This window comes from Microbacterium arabinogalactanolyticum, from assembly GCF_030268005.1.
Lineage (GTDB): Bacteria > Actinomycetota > Actinomycetes > Actinomycetales > Microbacteriaceae > Microbacterium > Microbacterium arabinogalactanolyticum.
On the sequence record NZ_BRZC01000004.1, the window covers coordinates 1,343,971 to 1,366,068 of the forward strand.

The window sequence follows — 22,098 nt, forward strand, 5'->3', positions numbered from 1 at the left end:
CTACAACGTTTCCCTTATGTGATCTTCATCGTGCCACGAGAACGCCGTCGACGACGTCCAGTCGCACACGGTGCACCGCCGACGCACGCCCGTCCTCCCCGGGAGCGTGCGGCTCGGCATCCGCCGCCCGGCCGAAGAAGTAGAACCAGACGTCCTCGCCGGCGCGCACGTGCGCGCCGTGATGACCGTGACCACCCGCCGGCAGCGCGTCCAGGATCACGGCATCCGCTCCGCCCTGCCGCATCCAGTGGATGCCGTCGCCCGAGCGGTGCACGCCCATCCCCCGCCACTCGTCCACGATCATCCACCAGAAGCCGCCGAGCTCGAACACGTCGGGACCTTCGTGGGGACGTCCGCCGACGGCGACACCGTCGATGCGCCATGCGCGCAGATCGGGCGAGGAGGCGACGACGGTCACCGAGTCCCTGGCCTCGTCCTTGCACCACAGCCGCCAGAGACCGTCCGGGGTCCGCGCCACCGCGGCGTCGATGACCCGATCGCTGCCGAGCGCCAGCGGTCCGATCCGCGTCCATGCCCGCAGGTCGTCGGAGACGTACTCGACGATCGTGCGGGCGTGCCCCGGCCATCGGTCCGGGATGCCGTCGATCTCGGTCAGGTACATGTGCCATCGCTCGCCGTCGTGGACGACCTCCGGAGCCCAGTGGGTGCGGTCCACGGATGCCTGCGGTGGGCCGCCCGTCAGGAACAGCCCCGACGCCGAGGGCTCCAGCGTCCCCTCGTACTGCCACGCGACGCCGTCGTCGGAGACGGAGACGCCGATGCGGCTGCCGTGCACCCACGCGACCCCGGGACCGGCGTCCTCGAGGTTGGCTCGGCGCTGCGTGTACAGCATCCACCAGCGCCCGTCGTCGTCGATCACCACGCGCGGATCTGTGGCGCCGTCATAGACGGGGTCGCGGAACAGCTCGGGCAGGCGCTCGGCTCCGACGGGTCCGGGGCTCATGCCCGCAGGTCGATGACGGGGCTGGCGAAGCCCGCGCGGTGCGTCGGATGCGTCGCCAGGATCTCGGGCGTGATCACCGCGCCGTCGGCCGCCGCCGAGGCGTAGATGGCGGCCACCAGTTCGAGGGAACGCGCGGGCGCGTCCGCCGTGGGCGGCAGCGGCGTGCCGTCGAGCAGGGCGTCGAACACGTCGCGCAGCAGCGGCGCGTGGTCGCTGCGCTCCTCCGCGTCGGGGAACGCCCATCCTTCCGCCTCGGACTCGAATCCGGGAGCCGGGGTGATGCGCCAATTCTCGTGCCCATGCCCGTAGAGGTGGTCGACGGTGACCGTCGCCTTCTGGGTGTCGATACGGATCGAGCTGGTCTCGCGCGGCGAGATCGCGCTGGTGATCACCTGCGCGACGACGCCCGCCTCGAACACGATCGTGGCGGTGGACACGTCCTCGGTCTGCGTCTCGCGATCGAGCCGGAACAGCCTCCCCTGCACCGAGGACCAGTCGCCCAGCAGGTGCGCGAGCAGGTCGAGCTGATGGATACCGTGGCCGAGCGTCGTCCCGCCGCCCTCGGTCTCCCACCTGCCGCGCCACGGCACGGCGAAGTAGTCGGCGTCGCGGAACCACAGCGTCTGGCACACGGCGACCAGCGGCCGCCCGAGCGCACCGCCGCGCAGCAGATCGCGGACGTGCGCGGCGGCGGTGCCGGTGCGCTGCTGGAAGACGACGGCGAGCTGCCTGCCGGCCGCGGTGGCCGCCGCACGCATGTCGTCGAGCTCGTCCAGCGACGGCGCCGGCGGCTTCTCGACGATCACGTGCGCACCTGCGGCGAACGCGGCGAGCGCCTGCGCACGGTGTGGTGCGGGCGGGGTGCAGATCAGGACGACGTCCGGATGCTCGGCGGCGAGCATGTCGTCATAGTCACCGTAGGACGCCGGGATCCCGTACCGCTCGGCGAAGCCGGCGGCCCGATCGGCGCTGATGTCGGCGACCGCGACGAGCTCGGCGCGCGGGTGCGCGGCGACGGCCCTCGCGTGCAGGTTGGCGACGGCGCCGGTGCCGACGAGCACGCAGCGCAGTGCGCCGGCGAGCGGGATGTGGGATGACATCGGTCCTCCTCGGATTGGGTTGATCATAACGTTTCAAGTACCGGCTGGAGGACGCACGAACGACCGGCTACAGCAGCGGCCGCAGCCCATCGGCGATGCGAGCGGCGTCGGCGGCACCGGCATCCGCGACGCCGACGGCGTACCGGAACGACACCGTCTCCCCTGCCCGCACCTGCACCTCTTCGCTGAAGAAGGGCGCGGGGTTGAGCGCGGCGAACTCCTCGGAGCGGGCGAACCACTGCGGCGGGTGATGCGGGTTGGATGCTGCATCGACCATGACCACGAGGGACGAGGCATCGACCTCGTCGTGCCGGCCCTCGTACCCCATCCACTCGTGGCGCTGCCCGCGCAGCGCGCTGCCCGTTCCCGTCCCCTCCGCGGTGACGAGGAGGCCGTCCGTGAAGGAACGCGGTCCGCGCCAGAACAGGCCGCCGTAGCCGGCGTTCTCGCGCCCCCGGGTAGTGGGCGAACCGATCGCGATGGTTCCGTCCGTGCTGTTCGTCATCGACGTCTCGAAGGTGAGCGCCCAGGCCGTGTCGTCGAGCACACGGGCGGAGAGAGTCCGGCGCTCGGTGAACATGCGCTGGCCGCCCTCGGAGACCCATTCCAGATCATGCGAGAAGGTCGCCACCTCGTGTTCCACAGCCGACGCGACCACGCCGACGTGCCGCTGCGTGCCGTCGTTCGACTGCTGCACGTAACCCTGATCGCGCAGGTACGTGGGCCCACCCCAGAAGTTCTCGTCGCCGACCACCGGCAGCGACCAGGCGATGCCCTTGTGCCAGACGTGGTCCCAGGGACGGAACAGGCTCACCACTCGTCCGGCCCTGGTGCGGATCGGGTCGATGTAGGGCTTGGGTGCCTCGAGCTGGGGAGTGTCCGGCACGAAGACGTAGCGCATCAGTTCGGTCTCGCCGTCGGTCATGCTGAGCGCGGCGTCGGTGCGCGTGAGCGCGAGTGTCATGAGCGGGCCTCCCTGGGGACGATCATGCCCTGTGGCTCGGGGTCGCGTGCGGCTTCCGATGTCGTCGGCAGCGGGATCGCGCCCGTGATCACCGGCGGCCTGCCGTTCTGGGCGCGGTGCAGCTGCACGTAGCGGCCGTCGAGCGCCATCAGCTCGTCATGCGACCCCTGCTCGACGATGCGCCCGTGCTCCAGGACCACGATGCGGTCCGCCTGCCGGACGGTGGAGAGCCGGTGGGCGACGATCAGGGTGGTCCGCCCGCGCATCAGCCGTTCGAGCGCCTCCTTCACGAGCGCCTCGGACTCGGGATCGAGGGCGCTCGTCGCCTCGTCGAGCAGCAGGATGCGCGGGTCGCGCACCAGCGCGCGGGCGATCGCGAGGCGCTGGCGCTGTCCCCCGGAGAGCCGGGCGCCGCGCTCGCCGACCACGGTGTCCCACCCGTGCGGCTGCTCTCGCACGAACTCCCACGCGTTGGCATCCCGCAGCGCACTCTCGACCCGCTCGGGCGTCGCATCCGGAAGCCCATAGGTGACGTTGTCGAAGATCGAGCCCTCGAACAGCACCGACTCCTGCGGCACGACCGAGATCGAGTGGCGCACGGTGCGCACGTCGAGCTCCTGCATGTCCTGACCGTCGATGAGGATGCGCCCGCTGCTGGGCCGCACGAAGCCGAGCACGAGGTTGAGCAGGGTCGACTTGCCCGAACCCGATGAGCCGACGAAGGCGACCGTGTCGCCGGGTGCGATGCGCAGGTCGATCGCGTGCAGCGCGTCGTCGTCGGCATCCGGATAGCGGTGCGTGGCGGCATCCAGCACGATCTCGCCGTCGACGCGGCCGACGACCCGCCGGCCGGAGTTCTGCTCGACGTCGGGCTCCTGCAGCACTTCGGAGATCGAGCGCACGGACTCCAGGCCGCGAGCGCCGACGGGGATGAGCATGAGCAGCTGGGTGAGACCGCCCGTGAGAAGCGTGAAGTACGTCGAGAGCATCACGACCTCGCCGGGCGAGATCGGCAGGATGCCGGTGATCGCGAACACCGCGGCGAGCATGAGGCAGGCGACTCCGAGCAGCTGCATCGCGACCCACGAGATCGAGGCGACCCTGCCGTTGAGCAGATCCAGATCCAGACCCGCGCGGCGCACGCCGTCGGCGCCGTCGGCGACCCGGGTGATGGCCGTCTGCTCGAGGCCGTGCGCGCGGGTCACGGGGATCAGCGATGCCATCTCACCGACGCGCGCGGACAGGATCTCGATCTCGCGGCGGAACTCCTCGTTGCGCAGCTGCGAGCGCTTGCGCATGCCGTAGCGGATGCCGATCGCGATCGGCACCGCCAGCGCGTACACCGGCAGGAACTGCGGCACGGCGATCGCGGTCATGGTGAGCGCGCCGAGCATGACCATCGTCGAGGACAGCAGCGGGTGCGTGACCTGCTGCAGCATGAGTTCGACGTTCTCGACGTCGCGGACCAGCTTGGTCTGCACGATCGAGGCGCTCACGCGCGTGTGGTAGCCGATGGAGAGGCTCTGCAGCCGCGCGGTGAGGGCATTGCGCAGGTCGGCGCCGAGGTCGCGCACCACGGTCATGAAGCTGCGCGTGTAGATCAGGTGGTTCGGATAGTTCTGCACGAGCAGCAGGGCGGCCAGCGCGAACCACCAGAGCACGCCCGTGACGTCGCCGTGCGAGGCGACGATGTCGATGATCGCCGCGGTGATGACCGGCAGGAACCACACCGGGATCTCCTTGACGGCGAACGCCAGCACGGCGACGGCCAGGCGCCAGGGACGCCGTGCGATCAGGCGGATGACGGAACGGGTCGGATGCTGTCCGTCGATGAGCGCAGCCGGGTCGGAAAGCGCTTTCTGGGGCATAGGTTCCATCGTAGGACCGAGCAGGATGCGACGACAAGATCCGGGGACGACGGCACCGAAAGCTAGGCTCGACCCGACGACAGGAGGACGGATGCCACGGGTGAAGATCACCGAGGTCGCCCGCGAGGCGGGCGTCTCGCTGTCGACCGTCTCCCGCGTGATGAACGGCAACCCGACCGTGGACCCCGTCCTCGCCGGGCGCGTGCGCGAGGTGGCGGCGCGCCTCGGCTACACGGCGAATCCGCTCGCCCGCAGCCTGGTTCTCGGTCGCACCCAGACGGTGTCGGTCGTGATCCCCGATCTCGCCAACCCGACGTTCCAGGCGATCCTGCGCGGCCTCAGCCATGCGGCGGCGAAGGACGGCTACCACGTGCTGATCTCTGACACCGAGGAGCAGGTGCATGAAGAGCGGGAGATCGCGTCGACCACCCGCCGGCGCACCGACGGCGTGATCCTCTGCGCGCCGCGCATGCCGCAGCAGGAGCTGTCCGCCCTGCTGCCCGGCATCGCCCCGGCGGTCGTGATCAACCGTCCCCCGCTGACCGAGGCGCCCACCGTGTCCGCCGACTACGGCATCGCGATCACCGAGCTCATCGACCACCTGCGCGATCTCGGGCACACGCGGATCGCGTTCCTCTCCGGCGCGGTCGCCAGCGCCTCCGGCGAGGCGCGCCTGCGCGCGATCACCGCCGCCACCCGCGCGGACGCCGAGCTGGAGGTCGTCGAGATCCCCGCGGGGGTCGACTTCGACAGCGGAGCCGCGGCAGCGGATGCCGTGCTCGCGAGCGGTGCCACCGCCGTGCTCGCCTTCAACGACCTGGTGGCGATGGGACTGCTGTCCGCCGTCACCGCGCAGGGAATCCGCGTGCCGGACGACCTGTCGATCGCCGGCTTCGACGGCATCCCGTTCGCGGCCTACACGTCGCCGCCGCTGACCACCGCTGCGGTGCCGGCCGCCGAGCTCGGACGCAGCGCCTGGGCGGCGATGCACGCGCTGCTGTCCGGTGAGGAGCCGCGTGCGGACGAGACGTTCGCACCGGCGGTCGTGATCCGCGAGAGCACTGGTCCCGCGCGGCTCTGAGGGGCGTGGATGCGGTGGATCACCGCATCCGATCGGCTTGCGGAAGTGCTCCGTGCTACGCTGAGAAAACGTTTCCTGAGGTCGCTCGCCCGGCGACTCGTCCGCACAGTCTGGAGTGATGATGCCCCGTCTTCGCTACGCCCTCGCCGGCGCAGGCGCCCGCGCGCAGATGTACGTCGGCGCGATCGTCGGCGCCCACCGCGAGCGCGCCGAGCTGGTCGCGATCTGCGAACCGAACCCGGTTCGCGCCGCGTTCCACGCCCGCACCGTGGTGGACGCCGGGGAACCCGCCCCGCGCATCGGCGCACCCGACGAGCTGGAGACCCTGATCCGCGAGGAGCGCGTCGACCGGGTGATCATCTGCTCCCGCGACGACCTGCACGCCGAACTGATCGTGCGCTCGCTGGAGGCCGGCGCGGACGTCGTCGTCGAGAAGCCCCTCACCATCGACGCCCCCAGCGCGGCCCGCATCGAAGAGGCCGTGGAGCGCACCGGTCGCAACGTCGTGCTCACCTTCAACTACCGGTACTCCCCGCGCAACAGCGCGCTGCGGCAGGTGCTGCAGGACGGCGAGATCGGCGAGATCACCTCGATCGACTTCCACTGGATGCTCGACACCAACCACGGCGCCGACTACTTCCGCCGCTGGCACCGGGAGAAGGAGCACTCCGGCGGTCTGCTGGTGCACAAGGCCAGTCACCACTTCGACCTGGTCAACTGGTGGCTCCGCTCGCAGCCCACGCGGATCTTCGCCTCGGGCGGCCTGCGCTTCTACGGCGCGGAGAACGCCGCGGCGCGCGGCCTCGGCGAGCGCCCCGCCCGCGGCAGCCACGACGGCGGAGACCTCTTCGAGCTGGACCTGCGCAAGGATTCGCAGCTGTCCGCCCTGTACCTGGACGCCGAGCAGCACGACGGCTACCTGCGCGACCGCGACGTGTTCGGCGAGGGGATCACGATCGAGGACAACCTCGCCCTGGTCGTCGACTACGCATCGGGCGCGACGCTCTCGTACTCGCTCAACGCGCACTCCCCCTGGGAGGGCTATCGCGTGGCGGTGAACGGCACGCTCGGCCGCGCCGAGCTCGAGGTCGTGGAGCGGGGCGCCGTGCTCGCCGGCGACGGGCTGCACCCCGCGATCGACCCGAGCCTGTCCGGTTCCGACGGCATCACGAGCCTGCGCCCCGAGGGCGAGCGCCTGATCGTGCAGAAGCACTGGCAGGAGGCGCGCGAGGTCCCGATCCCGAGCGGCACCGGCGGGCACGGCGGCGGCGACGCGCTGCTGCTGAGCGACGTGTTCGTGGGCCCGGGCGATGACCCGCTGTCCCGCCCGGCCGACTGGACTGACGGGATCCGCTCGATCGCCGTCGGCATCGCCGGCAACCGCTCGCTGGAGACCGGCCTGCCGGTGCGGGTCGAGGAACTCGGCATCCGCCTGCTCGAGAAGCCCGCCGTGCGATGAGCCGCATCGTCGTCACCGGCGGCGCCGGGCGGCTCGGACGCAGCCTGGTCGCAGGACTCGCGGAGCGCGGCCACGACGTGCTCTCCCTGGACCGTGCGGTGTCGGAGGCACCGCAGCTCGCCGACGCCGAGCAGCGTGCCGTCGACCTGACGGACGCGGATGCCACGGCATCCGCTCTGCGCGAGGCGAAGGCCGACGCCGTGATCCATCTCGCGGCGATCGCCGTGCCGTTCAGCGCGCCGGAGGACGTGATCCTGCGCACCAACGCCGCCCTGGCGATGAGCGTGCTCGGCGGCGCCGTGCAGGCCGGCATCGGCCGCGTGGTCGCAGCATCCAGCCCCACCGTGCTCGGCTACGGGGCGCCGGGCTGGCTGCCCGACCGCTTTCCGCTGGACGAGCGGACGACGCCGGCACCGTCGAATGCGTACGCCCTCTCCAAGCACCTCGCCGAGCAGACCCTCGCCATGCTGCAGCGGCAGCGCGACGACATCCGCTTCGCCGCATTCCGCCCCTGCTACGTGATCGCCCCGGAGGAATGGGACGGCGCCCCGACCCAGCAGGGCCACACGGTGCGGGAACGTCTGGACGATCCCGCGCTCTCCGCCCCGGCCCTGTTCAACTACGTCGATGCGCGCGACGTCGCGGCCTTCGCCGACGCGCTGCTGCAGGCGATGCCCGAGATCCCGAACGGCGAGACCTTCTTCGTCGGCGCCGACGACGCGCTGGCCCGTGAGCCGCTGGCGGAGCTGCTCCCCCGGTTCGTGCCGGGTTCGGGCGAGCTCGCCGCCGCGCTCACCGGCACCGCACCCGCGTTCTCCGCTGCCAAGGCCCGCCGCCTGCTGGGCTGGCGGCCCGAGCGCTCGTGGCGCACAGAACTCGCATCGACAGACCACGCAGAGACCCTGGGAGCATCGGCATGAACTTCGACGGCATCCTCTTCTTCCCCGTCACCCCGTTCAGCGAGAACGGCGCGATCGACCACGACCTGTTCGCACAGCACGTGGAGCGCGGCGTCGCCGCGGGCGCGGGCGGCGTCTTCCCCGCCTGCGGGACCGGCGAGTACCACGCGCTCTCGGCGGGCGAGGCGGCCTCCGTCGTGCGCACCGCGACCGCGACGGTCAGCGGTCGCGTGCCGGTGATCGCCGGCACGGGCGGCACGCTCGGTCATGCCATCGAGGTGGCGACCGCCGCAGCCGATGCCGGGGCCGACGGCCTGCTCGTGCTGCCGCCGTACCTGGTGGGCGGCACGCAGGACGGGCTCGTCTCGTACGTGGAGCAGATCGCCGCGGCATCCGAGCTCCCGGTGATCGTCTACCACCGCGGTGCTGCGCAGTACTCGGTGGAGAGCATGCGCCGGCTCGCGCGCAACCCGCGCGTGGTCGGCTTCAAGGACGGCACCGGGGATGTGGGCGCCGCCCAGCTCATCGTGCGGGCGGTCACCGAGGAGGGCCGCGAGGACTTCGCGTTCTTCAACGGCCTGCTCACCGCCGAGCTCACGCAGGCCGCGTACCGCGGTCTCGGCATCCCGCTGTACTCCTCCGCGGCGTTCGCGATGATCCCCGAAGTGGCGAACGCCTACTACCGCGCCTATGTCGAGGGCGACGAGGGTCGGCGCCTCGAACTGCTCGACGGCTTCTACCGGCCGCTGGTCGCGCTGCGCGACGAGACTCCGGGATTCGGCGTCTCGCTGATCAAGGCCGGGCTTCGCCTGCAGGGTCTCGCGGTCGGATCCGTCCGCGCCCCGCTGGTGGACCCGACCGCCGAGCAGGAGGCGCGCCTGGCGGCGATCCTCGAGGCCGGACGCGCACTGCTGTGAGCACGATCTCGCGGCTGGACGCCCGGCTGCTGCGGGTGCCGCTCACGCGGCCCTGGGCGGCGGGCGTGACCTCGGTGGGCGTCATCGCGACGCACGTCGTCCGGTCCGACGGGGCCGAGGGCTGGGGATTCTCGTGGACGCCGCAGATCGGCGCCGAGGCCGTGCACGCGCTGATCGCGCACGACATCGCCGCGGCTGCCATCGGGCGCTCGGCGGTGCCCGGTGAGACCTGGCAGGGGCTCTGGGAGCACCTGCACGAGGCCGGCGGCGGAGGCGTGACCACGATCGCCCTCGCGGGGCTCGACCTCGCACTGTGGGATGCCGAGGCGCGCGCGGAGTCCTTGCCCGTGTCCGGCGTGCTCGGCCGGCGGCGCGACTCCGTGCGCGCCTACGGCTCGGGCGTGAACCTGCACTACTCGCTGGAGGAACTGATCGCGCAGGTGCGGCGGTGGACGGATGCCGGATTCGGCGCCGTCAAGATCAAGGTGGGCAAGCCGTCACTGGACGAGGACCTCGAGCGCGTGGCGGCTGTGCGCGAGGCGCTGGGCCCGGATCGCGAGCTGATGATCGACGCGAACCAGCGCTGGGATCTGGACCGCGCAACCCGCTCCATCGAGGCGCTGTCTGCGTTCGACCTCGCGTGGATCGAGGAGCCCCTGCGCGCCGACGACCTCGCCGGCCACACCGAGCTCGCCCGCCGGTTGGCGGCATCCAGCCGGGTGCCGATCGCCCTGGGCGAGAACCTGCACAACACGCATCGATTCGGCGACTTCCTGAGGGCGGGCGCCGCGCAGATCGTGCAGCCGAACATCGTGCGCGTGGGCGGCATCACGCCGTTCCTGCGCATCGCCGACCTCGCCGGCGAGCACGGTGCCGCCGTGCATCCGCACCTGCTGCCGGAGCTGTCGGGTCAGCTCGCACTGGCTCTTCCCGGCACCGTCGCGGAACCCTGGGCCGAGGACGTGGAGGAGGCCGGGTTCGGAGATCTCGGCGCCCTCGCCGATCCCTCACCGGTGGCGATCGCCGCGGGGCGGCTGAGCGAGGTGCCGCATCTCGGCCTCGGCATCCGATTCCGGAATTCACTGCCGGGTCGCTGAGCGCCACTCCCCGCGGCCCGACGTCATCGAGAACAGGACGAACGCCGGGGACAGGAGGATCCTGCGCCGGATCGTCCTGTTCTGAGCGATCCTCCTGTTCTGGGGCACGCACCCGAAACCGAAGGGCAGACTCCCGTCCGGGGCTGTCGCTCAGAAAGCGCTTTCCGATACGCTGAGCGCATGACCTCCCGCTTCACGATCGGCGAGACCGACTTCCTGCTCGACGGCGCCCCGCACCGGATCATCTCCGGCGCCATGCACTACCCGCGTGTTCACCCCGACCTGTGGCGCGACCGCATCCGCAAGGCGCGGCTGATGGGGCTGAACGCGATCGAGACCTACGTCGCGTGGAACGCGCACGAACCTGTGAAGGGCCACTGGCGCGAGGACGGCGACGTCGACCTCGGGCGCTTCCTCGACATCATCGCCGAGGAGGGGATGCACGCGATCGTGCGGCCCGGTCCGTATGTGTGCGCCGAGTGGCACAACGGCGGCCTGCCGACGTGGCTGACCGCCGACAAGAGCATGCGACTGCGCAGCAGCGACCCGGCGTACCTCGCCGAGGTGACCGCCTACCTCGAGAAGGTCAACGCGATCGTCGCACCGCGTCAGATCGACCGCGGCGGCAGCGTGATCCTCGTGCAGATAGAGAACGAGTACGGCGCGTACGGCGCCGACAAGGACTATCTCGAGGCGCTGATCCGCACGACCCGCGACAACGGCATCACGGTGCCCCTCACCCAGGTGGACCAGCCCATCCCGCACATGCTGCAGGGCGGCGCGCACCCCGAGCTGCACATGACCGGTTCGTTCGGCAGCCGGATCGACGAGCGCCTCGCCACCCTGCGGGAGTTCCAGCCCACCGGTCCGCTGATGTGCATGGAGTTCTGGTGCGGCTGGTTCGACCACTGGGGCGAGAAGCACCACACCACCGCGTTCGCCGACAGCGCCGCCGATCTGGACCGGCTGCTGGCGGCAGGGGCATCCGTCAACATCTACATGGTGCACGGCGGCACGAACTTCGCCCTGACGAACGGCGCGAACGACTCCGGCCGCTACCTGCCGATGGTGACGAGCTACGACTACGACTCTCCCATCAGCGAGTCCGGCGATCTGACCGAGAAGTTCCACGCCTTCCGCGAGGTGATCGCCAAGCACGCCCCGGTGCCGGATCTGCCCGCCGTCGAACCGGTCGAGGCCCCTACGCCGTCGGCCGCCTTCGAGTCCGTCGGAGATACCCTCGAGCTGGTGGCCGTCGATCGCGGCGGATTCCCGACGCCTCCGACCATGGATGAGCTCGGCTCCGACGTCGTGCTGGTCGAGTACACGACGGATGCCGCAGGCTCCGGCGTGCTCGAGGCCGAGGTGCGGGACTACGCCTGGGTCGAGCGCGACGGCGCACCGGTCGGCCGCCTGCAGCGCGGCATCGGCGACCTGTCGCTCGCGGTGCCCGGGGGACGGACCCTGCGGATGCTGGTGGAGGAGACCGGCCGGGTCAACTACGACCAGAAGATCGGCGAGGCGAAGGGCCTGATCGGCTCGCCGCTGATCGACGGGACACCGCTCGACGGACCCTGGCGCGTGCGCACCTTCGACGTTCCGGCGCTGGGCGCGGCCGTGTCGGATGCTGCTGACGCGACGCCCGTCGCAAGCGGACGCGTCGCGGGCCCCGTGGGCCTGCGCGCCGGGTTCGATCTCGACGAGGCCACGGATCTCTTCCTCGACACCGCCGGCTGGGGGAAGGGCTACGCCTGGGTCAACGGCTTCTTCCTCGGCAGGTACTGGCGCCGAGGACCGCAGCGCACGCTCTACGTGCCCGGTCCTGTCACGCGCGCGGGCCGGAACGAGATCGTCGTCGTCGAGCTGGAGGCGATGACCGACGCCACCGCGCGCTTCCTCGCCCGCCCCGACCTCGGCCACGAGGTGGAGTGATGTCCGCGTACTCCGCAGCCTTCGACTGGGCGCGCCGGCACGTCGAGGCCGAGAGGCTGCCCACGGCCGTGCTCGGTGTCGCCACCACTGACGGGATCGTCGCGCTCGACGGGTTCGGGGCCCCGACGGGTGCCGTCTACCCGCTGTTCTCGATCACCAAGGTGCTCACCGGCATCACCGCCGCACGGGCGGTCGAGCGCGGGCGGCTCACGCTCGAAACGCCTCTGGCATCCGCCCTGCCGGACTTCGGGGCGAACCGCGACGACGTGGTGCGTCTGCGCCATCTGGTCAGCCACACGTCCGGCATCACCGAGCCACCGCTCGACACCGAGGTGCCGCTGCGCACGGAGCTGCTCACCCGGGGCCGCGACTTCGCCGCCGGCACCGCATCCCGGTACTCGACGCTCGCCTTCGAGGGCATCGCCGCACTCACCGAGCAGGCCACCGGCACGACCTGGGACGACGACACCCGGCAGTGGGCGGCGACCGTCGGCGCCGACGGCCTCACGCTCGACCACGAGGGCTCGATGGACATCCCGGATGCCGCCGCCGGCGGACTCGATCTGGATCGCTTCCGCGCCACCCGCGCTCCCGGAGCGGGCCTGCTCGGGCGCGCCGAGGACCTGCTGCGCATCGGTGCCGAGCTGCTGCGCATCCACGCCGGCGGAACCGACGGCATCCTCGCTCCCGCGACGCTGGACATGATGCTGCGCCCGCTCACCGGCGACATCCCGCGACTCGAGCCGTACCCCGTGGAGCGGGGACAGGACTGGGGCTTCACGTTCAACCTGCGCTCCCGTGCGCCAGGCCTCATCGACCAGGACACGTACGGGCACGGCGGCTGGGCGGGCACGGAGTTCTGGGTGCACCCGGGCGCGGGCCTGTGCTGGGTGCTGCTGACGAACCGAGCGGTGCGCGAGGGCGTCGATGCCGACCAGCTCGACAACGCCGTGGTCGCGGGCCGATGATCCACGTCGTGCGACACCGCGGCTGGCCCGTCGACGCCTCCCCCAGTGCCCTGCCCGAGCCTGCGGAGGCGGCACTCGGGATCACCGTGACCGACCGCGCCGTGCTGCGCGACGGTGTGCCGTTCGTTCCGGTCTCGGGAGAGATCCACTTCAGCCGCCTTCCCCGGGAACGGTGGGGTGAGCGGCTGCGGCAGATGCGTGCGAACGGGGTGACGCTGGCATCCGCCTACGTGCTCTGGCTGCACCACTCCCCTCGTCGAGGAACCGCGCACTTCGACGGCGCTCTCGACGTCGCCGCGTTCATCGACGAGTGCGCCGCGGCCGGGCTCGGCGTGGTGCTGCGGATCGGTCCCTGGGCGCACGGCGAGGCGCGCAACGGCGGCTTCCCCGACTGGGTGCAGGATGCCGGGGTCGAGCACCGCAGCGACGACCCGCGCTACCTGGAACTCGTGGCGGAGTGGTTCGCACAGCTCGCCGCGCATCTGGACGGGCGCGCCCGCCCCGGCGGGCCCGTGCTGGCGATCCAGCTCGAGAACGAGCTCTACGACCGCCCCGGCCACCTGGTCACGCTCAAGCGCCTGGCACGTGAGGCCGGAATGTCGGCACCGCTGTGGACCGCGACAGCCTGGGGCGGGGCCGACCTGCCCGCCGGCGAGGTCATGCCGCTGTTCGGCGGCTACGGCGACGGCTTCTGGGCCGACCCGCAGGACGACTGGGATCCGTCGTTCCGCGCGCACTACTTCCCCTCGCACGTCTGGGACGACCCCGGCGTCGGCGCCGACGTGCGGGCCGCACAGGGCTTCGATGCGGCAGCATCCGGGGCATCCCCCGACACCGCCGCTCTGCTGCGCGGCTTCCCGCCCGCGACGTGCGAACTCGGCGGTGGCATGGCCACCGCCTATCACCGGCGCCCGGTGCTCAGCGGCCGCGACGTGGCCGCTCTCGCGCACGGGAAGATCGGCAACGGGTCGGCCTGGCAGGGGTACTACATGTACGTCGGCGGGCGGAACCCGGGCCCCGGTCTGCAGGAGACGCAGGCGACGGGCTACCCGAACGACATGACCGAGTGGAGCTACGACTTCCGCGCCCCGATCGGGCAGTCCGGCGATCTGCACGGATCCGCCGCGCTGCTGCGCGCCCAGCATGCGTTCCTCTCGGCATTCGGAGACCGTCTCGGCGGCATGACCTCGACCCTCCCCGAGCTGCGGGCCGACGGTCTCGACGACGCCACGACGCTGCGCTGGGCACTGCGCTCGGACGGCTCTGAGGGGTTCTGCGTGATCACGCATCATCAGCCGCACATCCCGGTGCAGCCTGTGCGCGGCGTGCAGCTGCGGGTCGAGCTCGACGACGAGGCACTGCTGCTCCCCCGCACCCCGATCGACATCCCGGCTGGCACGATCGCACGCTGGCCGGTGGGACTGCGCGTCGGGGATGCGCGGCTGCGGTGGGCCACGGCATCCGCTCTGACGGTTCTGCCGGACGGCGTCCTGGTGCTGGCCGCCGACCCGGGCATCCCGGTCGAGGTCGCCGTCGCCCATGAGGAGCCGCGCGTCGTGACACCAGGGCTTCACGAGATCGGCGGGGTCACGCTGCTCGTCCTCGCCGACACCGCAGATGCCTGGGTGCTCGGCGACGAGCTGTGGCTCTGCGACGGGCAGCTGCTGTGGGACGGCTCGCACGTCGAGGCGCTCGACGCCACCCGCCTGCGCCGCTTCGACGCCGCCACGCGCAGCTGGGTGGAGACTCCGGTCGACCGGCCCTCGGATGCCGCGCCGGTGGGGATCCGCACGGTCAGAGAGGCCGGAGACGTCCCAGCCGACCACGGCTTCGGTGGTCAGCGGCACAGCGCGCCTGCGGCGGAGGTCTTCGACTCAGTCGCCGCCGTGTTCCGACTCGACCTGCCGGTGTGGGACGGCGATGCGCTGCTCGACATCGACTGGGCGGGCGATGTGGCCCAGCTGCGCGTCGACGGCGCGACGGTCGACGATCGCTTCTGGGACGGCACGCGCTGGTCGGTGTCCCTGCGCGACGTCGGTGCGGATGCCGGCAGCACCCTGAGTCTGCATGTGCTGCCGCTCTCGCAGGAGAGCACGGTGTGGCTGCCGGAGAACGTACGGCAGAGCAGAGCGGATGCCGCACGGGGCGCCGTCCGCTCGGTGCGACTGCGCACCCGGAGCTCATCCGCCGTCGTGAGCTGAGCCGCCGCCCGCACCCGCGTCCGGTGCGCGAACCCGCCGCCGACGCGGTCCGTAACGCATCGGCGGCGGGAGTCCGAGAGCTCGGCCGGCCTGTTCGACGTCGCGAGCCGTACCGACGGTAACGGATGGCTCCAACGTTGCACAACGGTTTCGCGCGATTCTTTGAAACGTGTCAGAAAACGCTTGCTCAACCTGTGGAGCTCGTGCAAGGATCATCGGAAGCAGCTGGGAATACGTTTTCCAGCCGCTCCATCCGTGGCCGAGTCCGTACGCGCCCCGGTTCCTTCGACGTGCTCCACGATGCTGCGGTGCACGCCGGAACCCCTTTGTCAGAGACGCCCAAGGAGGAACCGTGGACCATTCCACACGTTCTGCACGACCGCTCTTCGCACGACGAACACACTGCACGCTCGCCGCGGCCACGGTCGCCGCCGTCATCGGCGCCGCGCTCACGGCCGCCCCCGCCGCGGCCACGCTCGCGCCCGCGCAGGACGGCAGCTGGCGGTTCGACTTCGGCACGGCATCCAGTCCCGTCGCCGACGGCTACCAGCAGGTGCTCACGAGCTCGCTGTACACGGCCGACGCCGGCTGGGGCGTGACCACGGCGGATGGCGTCAGCCTCTTCGACCGCGACCGCACCGGCAACCGCACCCCCGCCGACCCGGTCGCCGAGGACTTCGTCGCGGGCACCGACTGGGGCTTCCTGCTCGACGGCGTGCCGAAGGGCGAGTACGACGTCACCGTCTCGATCGGCGACGCTCTCGCCGGGACCTCCGGCACGAACGCCACGGTCTCCCTGGAAGGGGTCGCGCAGACCCGCATGACCACGGACAAGGCCGCCACCACCACCCAGACGTTCCGCACCGCCGTCGAGGACGGGCAGCTGACCCTCGGCTTCACGGGTAGCGGACTCGGCGCCTACGTGAACGGCCTCGTCGTCACTCCGGTCGTGCCTGCAGTGCCCGCCGGCCTCACCCTCGCCCGCGTCGCCTGGAACGCCGTCGACCTCAGCTGGGCCGCCGCTGACGGGGCATCCGCATATCGCGTGCTCCGCGCACCCGTCACCGGCGACGCCGTCGGCGACTTCCGGCAGATCGCAGAGACGGACAAGACCACCCTCACCGACTCGGATGTCACGGAGGGTGACTCCTTCGCCTACGCCGTCCAGGCGGTGAACTCCTACGGCGTCACCTCCGCACGGACCGAGCCGGTGCGCAGCGGCGTCATCCCCGCTCTGGCAGCGCCCGCCACCCCCGCCGATCTGACCGTGACGAAGGTCTCCAAGACCTCCGTCAGCCTCAGCTGGAGCGCCGCGGCGAACGCCGAGGAGTACGTCCTCGAGCGCGCCGGCGCCGATGGCGTCTTCACGGCCATCGCCACCACCACGTCGGTGTCCTACCTCGACGAGGCGGACACCACCGCGTCGTGGTCCTACCGCGTCACCGCGCGCAATGCGGCCGGATCGTCCGAGGCATCCGCTCCGGTCGTCTCGCCCGTCTACACCGCGCCCGCGCCCCTCCCTGCAGGCGACCAGGTCGTGTTCGACTTCGGCCCCGGGGTGGTGGCCGACGGCGCCCTCGGGGTCACGTCGACGACCGCGTACTCCGACGAGTGGGGCTACGGCTTCAGCACCGCGCCGACCTCGGATGCCCCGGATGTGGACCGCGGCGGGGACGACCCGCTGCGCGGCGACCACGTCGCGGCACAGGGCGGCACCTTCGAGGTCAAGCTCGGAGCCGGCGACTACACCGTGAACCTCATCGCCGGCGATGCGACCGCCGCCAGCGAGATCTCCGTCACCGCCGAGGGGATGGCGAAGGTGCAGACCACCGCCAAGCCCGCCGGCGAGTATCTCGAGATGGCGTTCCCGATCGCACTGGTCGACGGTGTGCTCTCGCTCAAGATCGACGGTTCGGCCGCCGCTCTGGACGCGGTCACGATCACCCGGCAGCAGGCGCGCCTCGCCGGTGCGCTGCCCACCGTGTACATCGCGGGCGACTCGACGGTGCAGACCTACGACGCCGCGGCGTACGCACCCCAAGCCGGGTGGGGGCAGATGATCGATCGGTTCTTCAGCGACGGCGTCGCCTTCAGCAACCACGCGATCGGAGGCCGCAGCTCGAAGAACTTCATCACGCAGGGACGGCTCGACGACATCCTGCGCGGCATCCGACCCGGCGACTACCTGTTCGTCCAGTTCGGGCACAACGACGCCACGCAGGGCGTCGACGACCGCTACGCATCGCCGGCCGACTACAAGGAGTACCTGCGCACCTACGTGCACGGCGCGCGCCAGCGCGGCGCCACGCCGGTGCTGGTGACCCCGGTCTCCCGCCGCAGCTTCGACGCCACCACGGGCCTCGCCAACATCAGCTTCCCCGAGTACGTCGACAAGATGAAGGAGCTGGCGGCCGAGGAGGGCGTGGAGCTCGTCGATCTGTCGGCTTCCAGCCGCGCCTACCTGAACGAGATCGGCGCGGAGGCCGCCAAGTCGGTGTTCCTGTGGGTCGACCCGGGCATCTTCCCGAACCGTCCGTCCGGCACGCAGGACGACACCCACTTCCAGGAGTACGGCGCCATCCAGATGGCCCGCCTGATCGCCCAGGACTACGCCGAGATCGACGACCCGCTCGCTGCGAAGGTCGAGGACATCGCACCTCCGGCCGCCGTGCCGCCTGCACCCGAGCGACTCGTCGCCGGCTCGGTGTCCAACGCGGGAGCGGTGCTGCAGTGGCAGCAGGCCCCGACCGCCGACATCTACCGGATCGAGCGTCAGGCGGTCGCCGACCCCGACCAGGTCTGGTCGCTGGTGACCACGACGACGCAGACCAGTGCGATCGTGCAGGGGCTCGCCGAGGGCACCGGCTACCGCTACCGGGTGTTCGCCGTCAACGGCCGCGGCACCTCCGAGGCATCGAACACGGTCACCTTCACCACCAAGAAGGCGAAGTGGAAGTTCGACTTCCAGCTCGCCGGCAACCCGCTGATGGCCGGTTACACCGAGGTGAACCCGGATGACGCGTACAGCAAGGAGGCCGGATACGGGTTCGCGACCGCGCTTCCTTCGACGGCCGGCCGTGACCGCGGCGCCGCCGAGGGCTCGAACGACCTGCTGCGCGACTTCGTCCTCCCCGGCGACTCCAGCGAGTTCAAGCTCGACGTGCCGAACGGCACCTACTCCGTCAAGACGTACTCGGGCGACTGGATCGGATCCACGAAGACGAGCTTCGACATCGAGGGCAAGGCCTTCGGTTCCGGCAATGCCGGGAAGGGCTCCGTCAACGAGTCCGTCCGCGGTCCCGCGCTGGTCACCGACGGGCAGCTGAACATCCGCGTCTACGGCGCCGCAGCGGGCACCCGCCTGAACGGTCTGGAGATCACGCCGATCCTGCTCGGACCAGCCGGCCTGAAGGTCGCCGACATCAACGCCGACCCGGCCGCACCGGCGGTGCAGCTGGAGTGGACGACCGACTCCGACGTCACGTGGAACGTCTACCGCACCTCGGAGTTCGAGAAGAAGGCGACGAAGGTCGGCGAGACCACGACGGCGTCATTCACCGACACCACGGCGCGCATCGGCCTGGACTACACGTACTACGTCACCGCGGTCGACCAGACCGGACTGGAGTCGGTGCCCTCGGCATCCGTCCCCGTCTCGTTCGTCGACCCCGACGTCGCCGCCCCGTCCGCCCCGACGGGGCTCGCCGTGGATCGGCTCGAGAAGCGCGAGATCGAACTCTCCTGGGAGCAGCCGAGCACCGCGCTGTACGCCATGGTGTTCCGGTCCGAGATCGCCGGCGAGCGCGGTGAGCTCGCTGGGTTCGCCTCGACCAATCACTTCACCGACAACAGCGTCCTCACCACCATCCCGTACCACTACACGGTGGTCCCGGTGAACGCGGGCGGTGCAGGAAAGGCATCCGATCAGCTGACGACGGACGCAGCCACCGTGCTGCAGCGCCAGGCCGAGTACCTGGATCGCGCGCCGGTCGCGGTGAGCACCGCCGACGGAACGCTGGTGAGCTGGCGGATGCTGGGGACCGACCCCGACGCGATCGCCTTCCACGTCTACCGGGACGGCAAGCGCATCACGGATGAGCCGATCACGAGCTCGACGAACTACCTCGACAAGAAGGGCTCGGCGGACTCGCAGTACTTCGTCACGAGCGTGCTGGACGGCCGCGAGGTCACCGTCACCAAGACGTTCGGCGTGCAGAAGGGCGACTACCTCTCCGTGCCGCTGGACCGGCCGGCCGACACGTACTCCAAGGACGGCCAGCCGATCACGTACCGCGCGAACGACGCGAGCGTGGGCGACGTGGACGGCGACGGGCAGTACGAGCTGTTCGTGAAGTGGGACCCGTCCCGCTCCAAGGACAACTCGCAGTCCGGTTACACCGGCAATGTCTTCCTGGATGCCTACCGGCTGGACGGCACCCGGCTGTGGCGGGTCGATCTCGGCGCGAACATCCGGGCCGGCGCGCACTACACGCAGTTCCAGGTGTTCGACTACGACGGCAACGGCCGCGCCGAGGTGATCATGAAGACCGCCGACGGCACGATCGACGGCACGGGCCAGGTGATCGGCAACGCCAGCGCCGACTACCGGAACAGCTCGGGCTACGTGCTCACCGGCCCGGAGTACCTGACGGTGTTCGACGGTGCGACGGGCAGGGCGGTCGACACGATCGACTACGTGCCGGCGCGCGGCGACGTCGGCGCCTGGGGTGACACCTACGGAAACAGGGTCGACCGCTTCCTGGCGGCGACCGCGTACCTCGACGGCGAGCACCCGAGCGCGATCTTCAGTCGCGGCTACTACACCCGCGCGGTGATGGCGGCCTACGACTTCGACGGCTCCAAGCTCGTGCAGCGGTGGGTGCTCGACTCGAACGACCCCGGCAACGAGGGGTTCTACGGGATGGGCAACCACAACCTGTCGGTGGCCGACGTCGACGGCGACCAGAAGGACGAGATCGTCTACGGCTCGGCGACGGTGAACGACGACGGCACTCTGCTGTACTCGACGGGCCTCGGCCACGGCGACGCGCTGCACGTGTCCGACCTGATCCCGTCCCGTCCGGGCCTGGAGGTGTTCGCCGCGCACGAGGAGATGCATGCCTCCGGCAACCGAGGCGCGACCATGCGCGACGCCCGCACGGGCGAGGTGCTGTGGTCGATCCCGGCCACGAAGGACACCGGGCGCGCGGCCGCCGCAGACATCGACCCGCGGTACGAGGGCGCTGAGGGCTGGGCCGTGGGCGGCGACGCCGCATGGAACTCCCCGGTCGGTCAGTTGAAGTCGGCCACGGGCGAGCTGATCTCCGAGAAGATCCCGGCGGCGAACTTCCTCGCCTGGTTCGACGGCGACCCGCTGCGGGAGATCGTCGACCACGACTTCGACACCGACACCCGCAACGGCGTGCCGACCGTGTCGAAGTGGAACTGGGAGACCGAGCAGTCCGATGTGATCCTGAAGGCGGAGGGAGCCCGCACGAACAACGACACGAAGGGCAACCCGAGCCTGCAGGCCGACCTGTTCGGCGACTGGCGCGAGGAGATCGCGTGGCGGTCGGATGACTCCAGCGAGCTGCGGATCTACTCGACGACGGATGCCACGGATCTGCGCCTGCGCACGCTGATGCACGACCCGGTGTACCGCCTGTCGGTCGCCTGGCAGAACACCGGCTACAACCAGCCGCCGCAGACCAGCTTCTTCCTCGGCGAGGGGATGGAGCAGCCCGCGGCGCCGCGGATCGCGGTGACCGGCGACCACACCGGTGCGACCGACACCACGGCCCCCGTCCTGGCGGGTCTTCCGGAGGACGGTGCGCTGCTGGCAAGCTCCGCGTCGTTCACGGTGGGGGTCACGGCCTCCGATCCGGAGTCCGGCGTGCGCAACCTCGACGTCGCGTTCGACGGCGAGCCCGTCGCACCGGGGCAGGTGCTCCCGCTCGACGGCCTGGTCGGCCCGCACACGCTGACGGTGAACGCCGTCAATCATGACGGGCTGGTCACCAGGGCATCCGTCTCGCTGCTGGTGTTCGAGGACGAGGGCGCCACGTCGGCTCCGGGTCGGGGCGTGCTCTCCACGGACTCCGGCTGGGAGACCGGGCTGCACGACGGCGACTACACCGTGTCGATGAATCTGTGGAGCGGTGTGAACGGCGCGGTGTTCAAGCTCTACGAGAACGGCGTGCTGATCTCGACCACGCTGCTGGACGCGAACTCCCCGAAGGCGCAGCTGACCACGGTCGCGGTGAGCGGCAAGCAGAACGGCACCTACGTCTACACCGGCGAGCTCATCAACGCGAAGGGCAGCACAGCGACGACGTCGGTCACCGTGAAGGTGAAGGATGCCGCGCCCGGCGTGCCCGTGCTCAGTCACGACAACTGGGACAGGAACGGCGACTACACCGTGTCGGCCGATCTCTGGTGGGGCACCAACGCCACCTCGTACCGGCTGTACGAGAACGGCAAGGTGATCGACGAGCAGACCCTGGTCGCGGCCTCGCCGAACGCCCAGCACGCGAGCACGGCGGTCACCGGACGCGCCCGCGGGACGTACGAGTACGTCGCCGAGTTCATCAACGCGGCCGGTGCCACGAAGTCGAAGGCGGTGACCGTCACGGTGCGCTGAGAACGCAG

The 22,098-nt window shown here is 70.9% G+C and carries 13 protein-coding genes; 9 read left to right on the forward strand and 4 right to left on the reverse strand.

What is annotated here, in order from left to right:
- Nucleotides 1-25: 25 nt before the first annotated feature.
- From MIAR_RS10850 to MIAR_RS10865, 4 genes are all read right to left on the reverse strand, one after another.
- Nucleotides 26-964 carry a glycoside hydrolase family protein gene (locus MIAR_RS10850; protein ID WP_285635343.1) on the reverse strand — a complete coding sequence of 313 codons (939 nt, stop codon included), beginning with the start codon at nt 962-964 and terminating at the stop codon, nt 26-28.
- Complete coding sequence (locus MIAR_RS10855; RefSeq protein WP_285635346.1) at nt 961-2,064, reverse strand: Gfo/Idh/MocA family protein; 1,104 nt, start codon at nt 2,062-2,064, stop codon at nt 961-963. The genes MIAR_RS10850 and MIAR_RS10855 overlap by 4 nt, the downstream gene beginning before the upstream one ends.
- A gap of 67 nt (nt 2,065-2,131) precedes the next feature.
- Nucleotides 2,132-3,028 (reverse strand): DUF6807 domain-containing protein, encoded by an 897-nt coding sequence (locus tag MIAR_RS10860; protein ID WP_285635348.1) that lies wholly within the window; start codon nt 3,026-3,028, stop codon nt 2,132-2,134.
- Nucleotides 3,025-4,896: an ABC transporter ATP-binding protein gene (locus tag MIAR_RS10865; protein ID WP_285635351.1), complete on the reverse strand. Its 1,872-nt coding sequence runs from the start codon at nt 4,894-4,896 to the stop codon at nt 3,025-3,027. The genes MIAR_RS10860 and MIAR_RS10865 overlap by 4 nt, the downstream gene beginning before the upstream one ends.
- A 91-nt stretch (nt 4,897-4,987) precedes the next feature.
- On the opposite strand from MIAR_RS10865, the gene MIAR_RS10870 reads away from it, so the two are divergent.
- The 9 genes from MIAR_RS10870 to MIAR_RS17500 all read left to right on the forward strand — a co-directional run bounded on the left by MIAR_RS10870 (nt 4,988) and on the right by MIAR_RS17500 (nt 22,090).
- On the forward strand, nt 4,988-5,977 hold the full coding sequence (locus MIAR_RS10870; protein WP_285635354.1) for a LacI family DNA-binding transcriptional regulator: 990 nt from the start codon (nt 4,988-4,990) through the stop codon (nt 5,975-5,977).
- A 121-nt stretch (nt 5,978-6,098) separates the two neighbouring features.
- Entirely contained in the window at nt 6,099-7,436 is a 1,338-nt protein-coding gene (locus tag MIAR_RS10875; RefSeq protein WP_285635760.1) for a Gfo/Idh/MocA family protein, read from the forward strand.
- Nucleotides 7,433-8,356, forward strand: a complete 924-nt coding sequence (locus MIAR_RS10880) for an NAD-dependent epimerase/dehydratase family protein (RefSeq protein ID WP_285635356.1) — start codon at nt 7,433-7,435, stop codon at nt 8,354-8,356. Before MIAR_RS10875 ends, MIAR_RS10880 begins: the two co-directional genes overlap by 4 nt.
- Nucleotides 8,353-9,252 carry a 5-dehydro-4-deoxyglucarate dehydratase gene (locus MIAR_RS10885; RefSeq protein ID WP_285635359.1) on the forward strand — a complete coding sequence of 300 codons (900 nt, stop codon included), beginning with the start codon at nt 8,353-8,355 and terminating at the stop codon, nt 9,250-9,252. The genes MIAR_RS10880 and MIAR_RS10885 overlap by 4 nt, the downstream gene beginning before the upstream one ends.
- Complete coding sequence (locus tag MIAR_RS10890) at nt 9,249-10,349, forward strand: mandelate racemase/muconate lactonizing enzyme family protein (RefSeq protein ID WP_285635362.1); 1,101 nt, start codon at nt 9,249-9,251, stop codon at nt 10,347-10,349. Before MIAR_RS10885 ends, MIAR_RS10890 begins: the two co-directional genes overlap by 4 nt.
- Before the next feature lie 180 nt (nt 10,350-10,529).
- Nucleotides 10,530-12,281, forward strand: coding sequence for a glycoside hydrolase family 35 protein (locus MIAR_RS10895; RefSeq protein ID WP_285635365.1), 1,752 nt, complete (start codon nt 10,530-10,532; stop codon nt 12,279-12,281).
- Nucleotides 12,281-13,249 carry a serine hydrolase domain-containing protein gene (locus MIAR_RS10900; RefSeq protein ID WP_285635367.1) on the forward strand — a complete coding sequence of 323 codons (969 nt, stop codon included), beginning with the start codon at nt 12,281-12,283 and terminating at the stop codon, nt 13,247-13,249. The genes MIAR_RS10895 and MIAR_RS10900 overlap by 1 nt, the downstream gene beginning before the upstream one ends.
- Nucleotides 13,250-13,257: 8 nt before the next feature.
- A complete protein-coding gene (locus MIAR_RS10905) occupies nt 13,258-15,450 on the forward strand; it encodes a beta-galactosidase (protein ID WP_285635369.1) in 2,193 nt (730 codons plus the stop codon).
- Between the two features lie 352 nt (nt 15,451-15,802).
- The gene (locus tag MIAR_RS17500) at nt 15,803-22,090 is read left to right on the forward strand and encodes a rhamnogalacturonan lyase family protein (protein WP_344288998.1); all 6,288 of its coding nucleotides are present in this window, start codon (nt 15,803-15,805) and stop codon (nt 22,088-22,090) included.
- Nucleotides 22,091-22,098: the final 8 nt, after the last annotated feature.

Excerpts from the sequence above, each read along its gene's own strand:
- MIAR_RS10895 (WP_285635365.1), top strand. The coding sequence starts at position 10,530 with ATGACCTCCCGCTTCACGATCGGCGAGACCGACTTCCTGCTCGACGGC.
- MIAR_RS10885 (WP_285635359.1), top strand. The coding sequence starts at position 8,353 with ATGAACTTCGACGGCATCCTCTTCTTCCCCGTCACCCCGTTCAGCGAG.
- MIAR_RS10875 (WP_285635760.1), top strand. The coding sequence starts at position 6,099 with ATGCCCCGTCTTCGCTACGCCCTCGCCGGCGCAGGCGCCCGCGCGCAG.
- MIAR_RS10865 (WP_285635351.1), bottom strand. The coding sequence starts at position 4,896 with ATGCCCCAGAAAGCGCTTTCCGACCCGGCTGCGCTCATCGACGGACAG.
- MIAR_RS10880 (WP_285635356.1), top strand. The coding sequence starts at position 7,433 with ATGAGCCGCATCGTCGTCACCGGCGGCGCCGGGCGGCTCGGACGCAGC.
- MIAR_RS10900 (WP_285635367.1), top strand. The coding sequence starts at position 12,281 with ATGTCCGCGTACTCCGCAGCCTTCGACTGGGCGCGCCGGCACGTCGAG.
- MIAR_RS10870 (WP_285635354.1), top strand. The coding sequence starts at position 4,988 with ATGCCACGGGTGAAGATCACCGAGGTCGCCCGCGAGGCGGGCGTCTCG.
- MIAR_RS10860 (WP_285635348.1), bottom strand. The coding sequence starts at position 3,028 with ATGACACTCGCGCTCACGCGCACCGACGCCGCGCTCAGCATGACCGAC.
- MIAR_RS10850 (WP_285635343.1), bottom strand. The coding sequence starts at position 964 with ATGAGCCCCGGACCCGTCGGAGCCGAGCGCCTGCCCGAGCTGTTCCGC.
- MIAR_RS10855 (WP_285635346.1), bottom strand. The coding sequence starts at position 2,064 with ATGTCATCCCACATCCCGCTCGCCGGCGCACTGCGCTGCGTGCTCGTC.